An 11,822-nucleotide genomic window follows, 5' to 3' on the forward strand; every position below is an offset into this window, starting at 1 on the left:
CGACATCGCCCCACCCTCATGCCGACGTCGAACGCCGACATGAAGCAACCGCCCGACACTGCCGCTACCAGCGCAGATCCGACCCATGATCGCGAAATGTCACTGGAGTGTCAGCCGGGGTCGGCGCAGAGTTGGGAGGTCAAGGCGGTGCGGGCCCACTCTTCCCACGTGTCCGGTGACCAGTCGCGGTCGCGGACGAAGATCAGGTAGAGCTGCGGGCTGAGCAGGCCGAACAGCAGGTCCGCCGCCATCTCGATGGAGAGGCCGGGACGGGCGTCGGGCTTGCGGGCCAGCGCTTCGGCCGCTGCGTACTGCACGGTGTAACGCGGGTCGGGGCCGTCCGGCCACTGTGCGGCGATCTCAGGGTCGGTGGCCGCGGCAGCCGCGATCAGCGGCATGATCGGGGCGACCCGGCCCAGGATCTCGCGGGTGCCGTGGATGTGCGCGCGCAATTGACCGACTGCGGTGGGCTCGGCGCACGCGGCGCGAAACCACTCACGATCCATGGTGGCGACCGGCTCGGTGTCCCCGGCGATGGACGTGTCGACGACGTCCTTGAACAGCGTGCGCTTGTTGCGGAAGACGAAGTAGATCGTCTGGACGGCCACGCCCGCCCGGTCCGCGACCTCCTGCAGGCTCGTCGCCCCGTAACCCTGCGCGACGAACAGCTCGCGAGCCGCCTCGATGACCTTTTCACGGGTGCGGCGTGAGCGCTCGGCTCGCTTGTCCGGCCGCTTGACTTTGTCCATACTGCGAGTATATCTCTAGAGCGCATCACTAGAGTCAAACTCTATATATTTGGAGGAGACGATGGACCAGCCCAACGCCACCCAGAAGCCGGAACCGGACCTGGCCTCAACGCCGCGAGACCCGGAGGAGGAGTCCGTCCATCGCGCGCTGGAGGGCTACTACCGCACCGGCAAGCCACCGTGGGACACCGGCGTGACGCCGCCCGAGCTGGTCGCCCTGATAGAGGGGCCACGGCGCCTGCCGCCCGGCCGCGCCCTCGAACTCGGCTGCGGCACGGGGACCAACGCCACCTACCTCGCACGGCACGGCTGGGAGGTGGCGGCCGTCGACCTGATCGACCGCGCCGTCGACCAGGCCAGGGAGAAGGCTGCGGCGGCGGGAGTGGCGGTACGCCTGCTGCACGGAGACGCCACCCGCCTCGACGAGCTGGACGTACCGGGCCCCTTCGACCTGTTCTTCGACCTGAGCTGCTACTGCGGGATCCCGCTGCACCGCCGCGACGCCTACGCCGCCGGACTCACCCACCGCGCCGCTCCCGGAGCACGGTTGCTGATGTTCGGGTACGGCCCCGAGCCGCTCGGCAATCCGATCCCCGAGGTCACGTCGTGGGCGGCGGGCGTCACAGCCGACGAGCTCCGCGCCAGGTTCCCCGGCTGGGAACTGCTCGACGTCACACCGGGCACCAACTCGGTGCCGACTTTCTGGTTCACGCTGCGCCACGACGCCTAGCGATCTCGGTCGCGGGTTTCTGTAGGTTTGTGGCTAGTTTCACGCCGCCCGAGTTAATCGAGCTTGGGCGGCGTAGTGGTCGACGTGCCGGGTGATGGCCTTGAGCGCCGCTCATGGTCCAGGTGGCGTTTGAGGCTGATCGGTCGCGGTGAGTGCCGCCGGCTCGCCAGCCGGTCCGCGTGCGGCAGTTGCGGCCGGGGCTCCGGCGGCTGAACCCCGATTCGCCTGAACGGCGGATCCGTGCTGTTCAACCGGCTTGAACACCCTCGCCAAACACCGCGGTGCCCTCGGGCGCCACGAGAACGTGGAGATCACCATGACAACCGACACCGTGACCCTGCGACCAGTCGGCCGGGTGGTGGGCGGTCGCACCGAGATGGTCGAAGACGATTGGCACGACGTTCGAGCCGTGATCCGGCTGGACGGTGAGACCTTCACCGCCTCGGCGGTGCTCGGCCTGGAGGGCTTCTCCCACCTGGAGGTCGTCCTCCTCTTCGATCGGATCGACCCAGCCAAGGTACGCACCCATCCCCGTCCCCACGAGGGAACCCGAGAGCGGCCGCTGTAGGGATCTTCGCCCACCGGAGGCCATACCGTTGGTGTCTCCAGCTGCCGACTCCTCGCCGTGGAAGGCTTCAACTTGCACATCGCCGACCTGGACGCGCAGTCAGGCACCCCGATCCTGGATATCAAGCCGTACCTGATCGAGTTCGCTCCCCGCCATCTGGTCACCCAACCGGCCTGGGTCACCGACTCATGAGCTCCTACTACTGAGGTTCCGTCCGGCGGGCGCGGCAAGAAGAAGACCGGCCCACCGCGCGCTTTCGGCCCCCACACGCCGAAGTCCACACCATAAGCGAACCGAGCACCTTCAGATTCCTCTCAAGGGCTTCGTTGGCCGCCGATCAGCGGAAACACCGTTCATGATCCATCCAATGTGGGTTTGGGGCTTATGGGGGCTGACCCTCTCATAGCGTCTGGGCGAGCGCGTCGAGGTCGGCGAGGCGGCCGGCGGGGGCCAGGCGGGCGGCCGCGGCGACGAGCAGCAGCTCGGTGACGGCGATCTCGTGCGCCAGCGGCGCGATCGGCCCGGCGGCCTCGCGCGGCAACCTGATCAGCACCTCCGCCTCGGCGGCCAGCGGCGACTCCCAGGCGTCGGTGACCAGCACCAGCCGCGCGTCGCGGGCGCGCGCGGCCCGCACGAAGCGGGCGGTGGCGGAGGAGTAGCGGCGGAAGTCGTACGCGACGACCAGGTCGGATCCGCTGAGATCCAGCACGGTACGGGCGCGGGCGTACGCGGGCTCCGGCACCCGGTGCACGCCCGGCCGCAGGCCGGACAGCTGGCGTACCAGGTATTCGGCGGCCAGCTCGCTAAGCGGGCCGCCGAGCGCCCACACGGTGCGGGCGTCCGCCAGCAGGGCCGCCACGGTCTGACAGAGCTGCTCGGGGACGGCGGCGAGTGTGCCCTCCAGGCCGGCCCGCAGGTCCTGCGCGGCCTGCCACACCTGCGCGCCGGCCGTCGCTCCGGCCGGTGCGGTGGGGGCTCGGGTGACGAACTCCAGGAGGCGGGAGCGGTCGCGTACGGCGGCCTGGAAGTCGGCGAAGCCGGCGTAGCCGAGCCGGTCGAAGAGCCGGGAGGCGGTCGGCGGGCTCACCCCGGCGCGCTCGGCGAGCGCCCGCAGGGAGCCCAGCGCCGCGAACGGGTGGTCGTCGAGCAGCACCCGCACGACCGCTCGCTCACCGGGCGGCAGGTCGGGGTAGGCGGCGCCGAGCTTGGCCTTGATGGGGTCGTTCTCCACCTGACAAATGTTACATCAACCGATATTTGTTCATATGCATGGAACAAGTGTTACGGTCCTGGCATGAGTCCCTGGAACGGCCTGATCGACAGCGCGTACCGGCGGTGGCTGCCGGTCGCCCCCGGCACCCCGTCCGTCTCCCTCAACGAGGGCAACACCCCGCTGCTGCGTTCGGAGCACCTGTCGGGCCTCACCGGATGTGAGGTCTGGCTGAAGGTGGAGGGCGCCAACCCGACGGGGTCCTTCAAGGACCGCGGCATGACCGTCGCCATCAGCCGCGCCGCCGAGGCCGGCGCCGAGACCGTCATCTGCGCCTCCACCGGCAACACCAGCGCCTCGGCCGCCGCGTACGCCGCCCGCGCCGGGCTGACCGCCGCCGTCCTGGTGCCCAAGGGCCGCGTCGCGCTGGGCAAGCTCAGCCAGGCCGTCCGGTACGGCGCCGAGATCGTCGAGGTCGGCGGCACGTTCGACGACTGCCTGCGGGTGGCCCGCGAACTGGCCGCGCACCACCCGGTCGCGCTGGTCAACTCGGTCGGGAACGAGCTGCGCCTGGCGGGGCAGCGCACGGTGGCGTACGAGGTCGTGGACGCCCTGGGCGGGGCGCCTGACGTGCATTGCCTGCCGGTCGGCAACGGCGGCAACATCACCGCCACGTGGGGCGGCTACCAGGCCTACCGCGACGCCGGGTTGTCGGACGGGCTGCCGCGCATGTGGGGTTTCCAGGCGGCCGGTGCGGCACCGCTCGTGCACGGGGTGCCCGTGGCGGCGCCGCGTACGGAGGCGACGGCGATCAACGTCGGCAACCCGGCCACCTGGGGCGGGGCCGTGGCCGCCCGCGATGAGTCCGGAGGGCTGATCGAGGCGGTGAGCGACGAGCAGATCTTCGCCGCGTACCGGATGCTGGCCCGCCGCGACGGCGTCTTCGCCGAGCCGGCGTCGGCGGCCGGAGTCGCAGGGCTCCTCGACCGGCACGCCCGGGGCCTGCTGGAGCCGGGTCTGCGGATCGTGATCACTCTGAGCGGGAACGGCCTGAAGGACCTCGACGCCTCCCTGCGCGACGGCTACACACCCTTGGAGACCGCCGCCACCACCACGGCCGTGGCCCGCGCCCTCCACCTGGCCGCCTGACCGTTGGAGGACCGGCGCCCCGCCGCCGTGCGCCGAGGGAACCGCTGAGATCCGGATGTCGGCCGGCTCCCCTTCCTGCCGGACGGACCTCAGCGCACGACGGTGGGTCGAGGCGTTCGGTATGCATGGCTACCTGCCGTAACTACTACTCGTCACCGTTTGGCTACGTTAAGTGATTCGCTGGTCGGGGACGGGTCTTGTGACGAAGTTTGCGAGGACTTCTGATTGGCGGATCGCTCTTGGGTCCGTGAGAGGACGAGTCCGTGGCCCCGACCAGATTGCGCCCGGTTCTGTGGCGTGGGGCGGCTGCGGCGCTGTTGTTCAGCGCCGCGGCGTCTGCGCCGCTGGACGTTTCCGACACCGTCGCCTGCACCCGGCTGCTCGCGCCTGAACGGACGTATCGCGCCCATCGGCAGACGTTCACCACCGACGCGGTTGGGCGGCCGGTCGATGCCCTGGCCAGGACGCTGGTCGATCGCGACGCTCCGCGCGGCGAGTGCGAGGGCGCCGTGGGGGACTGGGGTGGGCGGGGGGACTGGCAGGGCGGTCATCTCATCGCGGCCTCCTTCTCCGGCGTGAGCATGCGGTACAACCTGGTCCCGATGCGCGGCAGGCAGATCAACCAGGGACTGATGGCCCGCGTCGAGAACGGCGCCCGCGCCTGCCTGGAGGGCGACGGCAGCGTGGCCGACTACCGGGTGCGCCTGCGCTACCCCGACCGCAAGGCGCTCGCGCCCGACCGCATCCACATCACCATGACCCCGAAGATCTCCGGCGTGACGCGCAGGATCACGCTTACCCTGCCCAACGACACCCTGTCCGAGCAGGAGTTCGACGCCTGGGGCGAGCGGATCGCCCGGGCGTTCCGCCAGGCCCGCTGCGACCGGGACGGCGCCTAGCCCGCCGCGCCGGTATCGATCGCCAGCAGACGATCGGCCGGAAAGTTGTGGAATACCTCCATGCCGCAGTGTGTCCGTTCTGGTGTGGGATCGAGCCCATGAACGATGTAGGCAAGCAGCGCAGGTTCCCCACGGGCGACCTGGCGAGAGTGGCGGTGTTCGCCGCGCTCATCGCGGTCCTCGGCATGCCCGGCTCGCTGAACGTCTTCGGCAACGCCGTCCCCATCACCCTGCAGACCCTCGGCGTCATGCTGGCGGGCGTGATCCTCGGCACATGGCGGGCCGCGCTGGCCGTCGTCGTGCTCCTCGTCCTGGTGGCCGCGGGGTTGCCGCTGCTGTCCGGCGGGCGGGGCGGGCTCGGGGCGTTCGTCGGGCCGTCGGCCGGGTTCCTGATCGGCTGGATCCCCGGTGCGGCCGTGACCGGCTGGCTCGTCGAGCGGGCGGGCCGCGACCCCGGCATCGTCCGGCTCGTGGTGGCGTGCCTGGTGGGCGGTGTCGGCGTGATCTACCTGTTCGGCATCCCGGTGCAGGCCGTCGTCACCGGCGTCCCCCTCGGCACGACGGCCCTTCTTTCGCTCGCCTTCCTGCCCGGGGACCTGATCAAGGCGGTGCTGGCCTCCGTGATCGCCCGCGGCACCCAGCGGGCCTACCCCGACGCGATCCCGGCCGTGCACCAGGAACGCCTGCGCGCCGGCGGGGGGCGTTGACCGCTCGATGCCCGTTGCGCAAGACGTGATCCGGCACGCCGCCGAGCGACCCTCGAAGCTCGCGGCGTGCGGCCCGGGAGGCGAGCTCACCTACGCCGAGCTCGCCGGCAAGATCAGCGGTGCCGCGCGGCACCTGCTGCGCCGGGGGATCGGCCCCGGCACCATCGTCGCCCTCGCTCTGGCCGACCCGGTCGAGCTGCTCGCCGCCGTGCTGGCGGCCGACCTGGCGGGGGCGACGCCGCTCATCGGCGACCACACCTGGGACCGCCGCCGCTGGTCCCAGGTCACCGCCCCGGTCGGCCCGATGGCGTTCGTCGGCAGGCCGCTGCCGTACGCCGCCGGAGCGCCCGTACGACGGGAGCCGCGCCCTGAGGACCCGGCGTGGGCCTGCTTCAGCTCCGGCAGCACCGGCCGGCCGCGCGCGATCGTCCGCCGCCGCGCCTCGTGGACGGCGTCGTTCCCGCACCTCAGTGACCTGGCCGGGATCGGGCCCGACGACGTGGTGCTGGTGCCCGGCCCGCTGGTGTCCTCCCTGTACGCCTTCGCCGCCGTGCACGCCCTGGCCGCCGGCGCGACCGCCGTCGTGCCCGGCCGCTGGCCGGCGCGCCGCTCCCTGGCCGCGCATCTGGCGGGGGCGACGGTCGTGCACCTGGTGCCGCACCGCCTGCCCGACGTGGTGGGCCGTTCCGGCTCGTCCCTGCGCGCGGCCGTGGTCGGCGGCGCGGCCCTGGCCCCCGGCACGCGGGAGGAGGCCGGCCGCGCCGGGCTGCACGTGCTGGCCTACTACGGGGCGACCGAGCTGTCGTTCGTCGCCGTGGACGTCGACGGCGACGGGCTGCGCCCGTTCCCCGGCGTGGAGATCGAGGTCCGCCCCGAGGCGGGCTCGTCGTTCGGGGAGGTGTGGGTGCGCTCGCCGTGGCTGGCCGACGGCTACCTGGGCGACGCGGCCGGCCCGTTGCGGCGTGACCGCGACGGCTGGGTGACCGTCGGCGACGTGGCGCAGCCGTACCGGCCGGGGGAGGTGCTGCGGGTGCGGGGGCGCGGCGACGGCGCTATCCAGACCGGGGGCGCCACCGTCGTGCCCGAGGACGTCGAGGAGGTGCTGCGGAAGGTGCCGGGCGTGGGCGACGTCGTGGTGGTCGGCTCGCCGCACCCGTCGCTGGGCGCGGTGGTCACGGCCGTCGTCGAGGGCGCGCCGCCCCGGGCGCTGCTTGAGGCGACCGCCAGGACCGGCCTGGACGCGGCGCAGCGGCCCCGCCGCTGGTACGGCGTGCCGAGCCTGCCGCGCACGGCGACCGGCAAACCGGCGCGCGCCCTGGTCGCGGCCCGCCTGGCCGACGGCGACCCCGGCATCCGGCGGCTGACCTGAACACGCCCGCCGACCATCTGAAGTCACGAGGTCTGAACATGCGAGAAACCCCCGGCAGCGCGCCCGTCGTCGTGGCGGCGCGGCGCACGCCCATCGGGACGGCGGGCCACGCCTACAAGGAGCTGACCGTGGACGGGCTGGCCGCCCCCGTCATCGCGGCCGTCGCCGAGGACGTGCCCGGGCGGAAGCCCGAGGACGTCGTGCTGGGCAACTGCATGGGGCCGGGCGGCAACGTGGCCCGGGTGTCGGCGCTGGCCGCGGGGCTGGGTCACGACGTTCCCGGCCTGACGGTGGACCGGCAGTGCGGCAGCGGCCTGGCCGCGGTCCTGGTGGCCGCCCAGGCGGTACGCGCGGGCGAGACGGACCTGGTGATCGCCGGAGGAGCCGAGAGCGCCTCGACCGCGCCGCGGCGTACCCACCGGGGGGCCGAGGCCCCCTACGACCGGGCGCCGTTCACCCCCGCCGGCCACCCCGACCCCGACATGGGGCCGGCGGCCGAGGCGCTGGCGGCCAGGTGCGGGATCAGCCGGGAGCGCCAGGACGCCTACGCCTCCCGCAGCCACGCCCGGGCGCTGGCCGCCCGCGAGGCGGGGGCGTTCAAGGAGGAGATCGTGCCGCTCGGCGGGCGGTCCGACGACCAGCGGCCGCGCCCGCTGCGGGAGGCGTCACTGGCCCGGCTGCCTGCGGCGTTCGTCCAGGAAGGTACAGTGACGGCCGGAAATTCCTCCCCGGTCAGTGACGGCGCCGCGGCGGTGGCCCTCGTGCCGGAACGCCTGCGCGCGGGCCTGCCCGGCCTGCGGCTGGTGGCCGGGTCCGTCGTCGGGTGCGATCCCGAGCTGCCCGGGTGGGGGCCGGTGCCCGCGATCCGGCGGGTGCTGGCACGTACGGGCGTGGGGTTGGAGCAGATCGCGACGGTGGAGATCGTGGAGGCGTTCGCGGCGCAGGTGCTGGCCGTCACCGACGCGCTGGGCCTCGACCCGCTGGGCGCCGACGACGGGCGCGTCTGCCCCGGCGGCGGGGCGCTGGCGCTGGGGCACCCGTGGGGGGCGACCGGGGCGGTCGTGGTGACCCGGCTGTTCAGCGGGCTCGTCCGTGCCGCCGCCCCGCCGGGCACGCTCGGTCTGGCGGCCGCCGCGGTCGGCGGGGGGCTCGGCGTGGCCGCGTTGTTCGAGGTGGTCTGAGGTGGCCGCCGCGATCGACTTCGCCGAGGTGCGCGTACGCTTCGGCGAGCGCGAGGTGCTGCGTTGCGTCACCGCCGCCCTGACCGAGCGCCGCGTCGGGGTGGTGGGCGCCAACGGCTCCGGCAAGAGCACGCTGGCCCGCCTGGTCAACGGCCTGGCGGTGCCGACCTCCGGCAGCGTCACCGTGCTCGGCCTCGACACCCGCCGCCACGCCGCGAAGATCCGGCGCGGCGTCGGGTTCCTGTTCACCGATCCCGACGCCCAGATCGTGATGCCGACGGTGGCCGAGGATGTGGCGTTCTCGCTGCGCCGCAAGGGCCTGGCGGCCGCGGAGACGGATCGGCGGGTACACGAGGTCCTGGAACGTTACGGCCTGGCCGGTCACGCCGACCATCCCGCCCACCACCTGTCCGGCGGCCAGAAGCAGTTGCTCGCGCTCTGCTCGATCATGGTGCTGGAGCCGGAGATCCTCGTCATGGACGAGCCGACCACGCTGCTCGACCTGCGCCACTCCCGCCAGGTCGCGGCGCTGCTGCGCGACCTGCCGCAGCAGGTGCTGGTCGTCACGCACGACCTGCCGCTGCTGGAGGACTTCGACCGGGTGCTGGTGCTCGACGAGGGCCGCGTGGTGGCCGACGGCACGCCGCGCGAGGCCATCGGCCACTACAGGAAGCTCATGGCATGAACGGCCTGACCGGCGCGTACGTCCCGCGCGCCACGCCGCTGCACCGTCTGCCCGCCGGGGCCAAGCTGGCCGGGCTCGCCGTGGCGTGCACGGTGCTGGTGCTGCTGTCCTCGCTGCTCGCGCTGGGCGTCGCCACGCTCGTCGTCGTGGCCCTGTACGCGTGGTCGCGGGTGGGCGCGGCGGCGGCGTGGGCGCAGGTGCGGCCGGTGCGCTGGTTCGCGGTGGCGCTGTTCGCCTTCCAGCTGCTGTTCGCCGGGCCGGAGACGGCCGCGATGACGGTGCTGCGCATGGTGCTGGCGGTGGCGCTGGCCGGGCTGGTGACGCTCACCACCCGCATGTCGGCCATGCTGGCGGCGCTGGAACGCTGTCTGTCGCCGGTGCGGTTCGTCGGCCTGGACCCGTTCCGGCTGTCGCTGCTGCTGTCGCTGACGGTGCGCAGCGTGCCGGTCATCGCGGCGCTGGCCGTCCGCGTCAGGGAGGCCCAGCGGGCGCGGGGTGTCGAACGCAGCCTGCGCGCGTTCGCGGTGCCGCTGGTGGTGGGCTCGTTGCGGCACGCCGACGCGCTGGGGGAGGCGCTGAGCGCCCGCGGCCTCGACGACTGATATCCCAGCCTTGACTTATATAAGCCATAGCTGAAAGACTCGGGCCGTGCACGCGTTCGACGTCCTCGGCGATCCTGTCCGGCGCCGGATCCTGGAGCTGCTGGCCGACGGTGAGCAGAGCTCGGGCGAGCTCACCGCCGTCATCCAGCACGAGTTCGGGATCTCCCAGCCGGCCGTCTCCCAGCACCTGCGGGTGCTGCGTGACCACGGCTTCGCCAGCGTGCGGGCCCAGGGCACCCGCCGGCTGTACGCCGTCGAGCCCGGCCCGCTGCAGGAGGTCGATCTCTGGCTGGAGCGCTTCCGCGGCTTCTGGAGCCAGCGCATGGACGCTCTGGCGACAGAGCTGGCCCGCGGCAAACGCGAGCGACGCATGACCCACGAGGCGAAGGAAACGTGATGGATATCGTTGACGAGCTCAACCGCGCGCACCGCGAGTTGCTCGACGGCAAGCGCAAGACCGTGGCGCTGCGGCGCCGTTACGACGCCGACATCGAGGACGTGTGGGACGCCTGCACCGACGCCGACCGGCTGAGCCGCTGGTTCATGCCCGTCTCCGGCGACCTGCGGCAGGGCGGCACGTACCGGCTGGAGGGCAACGCGCACGGCGAGATCCTGCTGTGCGAGCCGCCGCGCCGGATCAGGGTCACCTGGCTGTTCGGCGAGAACCCCGGCTTCTCCGAGGTCGAGGTCACCCTGTCGGCCGAGGACGGCGGCACCCTGTTCGAGCTGCGCCACACCGCCGAGGTGCCGGAGGAGTTCTGGTCGCGGTACGGCCCCGGCGCGACCGGCGTGGGCTGGGACCTGGCGCTGCTCGGCCTGGCGCTGCACCTGTCGGGCGGCGAGAAGGTCGACGAGTCGACGTTCCACGAGACCGACGAGGGCCGCCGCTACATCGTCGGCAGCAGCCGGGCGTGGGGCGATGCCCACCGTGCCGCGGGCGGGCCGGCCGACGAGGTCGAGGCCGCGGTCTCCGCCGTCACCGCCTTCTACGCTCCGGAGTCCTGACATGACCCAGAAGACCGCCGCGGCACTGATGTTCCAGAACGGCGACGCCGAGGAGGCGATGACCTTCTACATGTCGCTGTTCGACGACTCCAAGGTCGTCTTCGCCGAGCGTTTCGCCGCCGGCGAGCCCGGCCCCGAGGGCACCATCAAGATGGCCTCCTTCACCCTGGCCGGCCAGGAGTACTTCTGCATGGACAGCTCCATCCGCCACGGGTTCACCTTCACGCCGTCGATCTCCCTGTTCGTCACGTGCGAGAGCGAGGAGGAGCTCACCCGCCTGTACGCGGCGCTGATGGAGGGCGGCGAGGCGTTGATGCCGCTGGACTCCTACGGATTCAGCAAGAAGTTCGGCTGGGTCCAGGACCGTTTCGGCGTCTCCTGGCAGCTCAACCTGCCCTGAGCGTCATTCGACGGGGAAGAGGATCGGGCTGAGCAGGTAGCGGGCGCGTCCCGGCGCGGGCTCGTGGCTCAGCCGGGGCGCGATGGCCCGGCGCAGCTCGCCGATCAGCTCCTCCAGCTCCTCGCGGCTGAGCCAGACGGCGTGCTGGCGGAAGCCCACGAGGTCGGCGGCCGGGTCCGCGCCCTCGTGGCCGAGATAGGCGTCGAACTCGGCGATGAGGGCGGCCATCGCCACCGCGAAAGCACGCCGGTGGTCGTCGGCCGTCATCCTCTCGAAGGCGTCCATGCCGATCGAGGCGTGTTCGCCGCGCAGCCGGTAGTGCCGCTCCACGGCGCCGCGCACCCGGCGCTCCTCGGCCACCTCCAGGACGCCGCCCGCGGCCAGCAGGTCGATGTGCCGGTAGACGGTGGCCTTGGAGACGCCGGGCAGGCGCTCGCAGAGCTCGGACGTGGTCAGGGTGCGTCCGCCGCGCAGGGCGTGCACGATGCGCAGCCGTACGGGCTGGCCGAGAAGCTCCAAGGGATCCACGCCACTACGATCTCATACCGTGCTACCTTTCTCATAAATC

General features: G+C 72.6%; 16 protein-coding genes. 13 read left to right on the forward strand and 3 right to left on the reverse strand.

Annotation, left to right across the window (positions count from 1 at the left end; translation table 11 throughout):
- Positions 1 to 110 precede the first annotated feature (110 nt).
- The gene (locus ACIBP6_RS07650) at positions 111 to 749 is read right to left on the reverse strand and encodes a TetR/AcrR family transcriptional regulator (RefSeq protein ID WP_397049831.1); all 639 of its coding nucleotides are present in this window, start codon (positions 747 to 749) and stop codon (positions 111 to 113) included.
- A 61-nt stretch (positions 750 to 810) separates the two neighbouring features.
- Between ACIBP6_RS07650 and ACIBP6_RS07655 the strand changes: the two genes are divergently transcribed.
- From ACIBP6_RS07655 to ACIBP6_RS07665, 3 genes are all read left to right on the forward strand, one after another.
- Positions 811 to 1,479: a class I SAM-dependent methyltransferase gene (locus ACIBP6_RS07655; protein ID WP_397049833.1), complete on the forward strand. Its 669-nt coding sequence runs from the start codon at positions 811 to 813 to the stop codon at positions 1,477 to 1,479.
- Positions 1,480 to 1,795: 316 nt separating this feature from the next.
- Positions 1,796 to 2,047, forward strand: a complete 252-nt coding sequence (locus tag ACIBP6_RS07660; protein ID WP_397049835.1) for a hypothetical protein — start codon at positions 1,796 to 1,798, stop codon at positions 2,045 to 2,047.
- A gap of 57 nt (positions 2,048 to 2,104) precedes the next feature.
- Positions 2,105 to 2,239 carry a TrmO family methyltransferase domain-containing protein gene (locus tag ACIBP6_RS07665; RefSeq protein WP_397049836.1) on the forward strand — a complete coding sequence of 45 codons (135 nt, stop codon included), beginning with the start codon at positions 2,105 to 2,107 and terminating at the stop codon, positions 2,237 to 2,239.
- A gap of 208 nt (positions 2,240 to 2,447) precedes the next feature.
- Here the strand turns inward: ACIBP6_RS07665 and ACIBP6_RS07670 are convergent, their stop codons facing one another.
- Entirely contained in the window at positions 2,448 to 3,278 is an 831-nt protein-coding gene (locus ACIBP6_RS07670; protein ID WP_397049838.1) for a MurR/RpiR family transcriptional regulator, read from the reverse strand.
- 63 nt (positions 3,279 to 3,341) lie between these two features.
- Here ACIBP6_RS07670 and thrC point away from each other — a divergent pair, with 63 nt between their 5' ends.
- From thrC to ACIBP6_RS07720, 10 genes are all read left to right on the forward strand, one after another.
- The gene (gene thrC / locus ACIBP6_RS07675; RefSeq protein ID WP_397049840.1) at positions 3,342 to 4,406 is read left to right on the forward strand and encodes a threonine synthase; all 1,065 of its coding nucleotides are present in this window, start codon (positions 3,342 to 3,344) and stop codon (positions 4,404 to 4,406) included.
- Between the two features lie 263 nt (positions 4,407 to 4,669).
- The gene (locus tag ACIBP6_RS07680; RefSeq protein WP_397049842.1) at positions 4,670 to 5,305 is read left to right on the forward strand and encodes a DNA/RNA non-specific endonuclease; all 636 of its coding nucleotides are present in this window, start codon (positions 4,670 to 4,672) and stop codon (positions 5,303 to 5,305) included.
- Positions 5,306 to 5,403: 98 nt separating this feature from the next.
- Complete coding sequence (locus ACIBP6_RS07685; protein ID WP_132610205.1) at positions 5,404 to 6,012, forward strand: biotin transporter BioY; 609 nt, start codon at positions 5,404 to 5,406, stop codon at positions 6,010 to 6,012.
- 7 nt (positions 6,013 to 6,019) lie between these two features.
- On the forward strand, positions 6,020 to 7,381 hold the full coding sequence (locus ACIBP6_RS07690) for a class I adenylate-forming enzyme family protein (protein WP_397049844.1): 1,362 nt from the start codon (positions 6,020 to 6,022) through the stop codon (positions 7,379 to 7,381).
- Between the two features lie 38 nt (positions 7,382 to 7,419).
- On the forward strand, positions 7,420 to 8,562 hold the full coding sequence (locus ACIBP6_RS07695; protein ID WP_397049846.1) for a thiolase family protein: 1,143 nt from the start codon (positions 7,420 to 7,422) through the stop codon (positions 8,560 to 8,562).
- Position 8,563: 1 nt separating this feature from the next.
- Complete coding sequence (locus ACIBP6_RS07700; RefSeq protein WP_397049847.1) at positions 8,564 to 9,247, forward strand: energy-coupling factor ABC transporter ATP-binding protein; 684 nt, start codon at positions 8,564 to 8,566, stop codon at positions 9,245 to 9,247.
- A complete protein-coding gene (locus tag ACIBP6_RS07705; RefSeq protein WP_397049849.1) occupies positions 9,244 to 9,849 on the forward strand; it encodes an energy-coupling factor transporter transmembrane component T family protein in 606 nt (201 codons plus the stop codon). The genes ACIBP6_RS07700 and ACIBP6_RS07705 overlap by 4 nt, the downstream gene beginning before the upstream one ends.
- Before the next feature lie 46 nt (positions 9,850 to 9,895).
- A complete protein-coding gene (locus tag ACIBP6_RS07710) occupies positions 9,896 to 10,246 on the forward strand; it encodes an ArsR/SmtB family transcription factor (RefSeq protein WP_132610213.1) in 351 nt (116 codons plus the stop codon).
- Positions 10,246 to 10,854: an SRPBCC family protein gene (locus ACIBP6_RS07715; RefSeq protein WP_397049851.1), complete on the forward strand. Its 609-nt coding sequence runs from the start codon at positions 10,246 to 10,248 to the stop codon at positions 10,852 to 10,854. The genes ACIBP6_RS07710 and ACIBP6_RS07715 overlap by 1 nt, the downstream gene beginning before the upstream one ends.
- A gap of 1 nt (position 10,855) precedes the next feature.
- A complete protein-coding gene (locus ACIBP6_RS07720) occupies positions 10,856 to 11,254 on the forward strand; it encodes a VOC family protein (RefSeq protein ID WP_397049853.1) in 399 nt (132 codons plus the stop codon).
- A 3-nt stretch (positions 11,255 to 11,257) separates the two neighbouring features.
- On the opposite strand, the gene ACIBP6_RS07725 is transcribed toward ACIBP6_RS07720, so the two are convergent.
- Positions 11,258 to 11,782: a helix-turn-helix domain-containing protein gene (locus ACIBP6_RS07725; protein ID WP_397049854.1), complete on the reverse strand. Its 525-nt coding sequence runs from the start codon at positions 11,780 to 11,782 to the stop codon at positions 11,258 to 11,260.
- Positions 11,783 to 11,822 lie beyond the last annotated feature (40 nt).

The organism is Nonomuraea terrae (assembly GCF_044465245.1).
Lineage (GTDB): Bacteria > Actinomycetota > Actinomycetes > Streptosporangiales > Streptosporangiaceae > Nonomuraea > Nonomuraea terrae.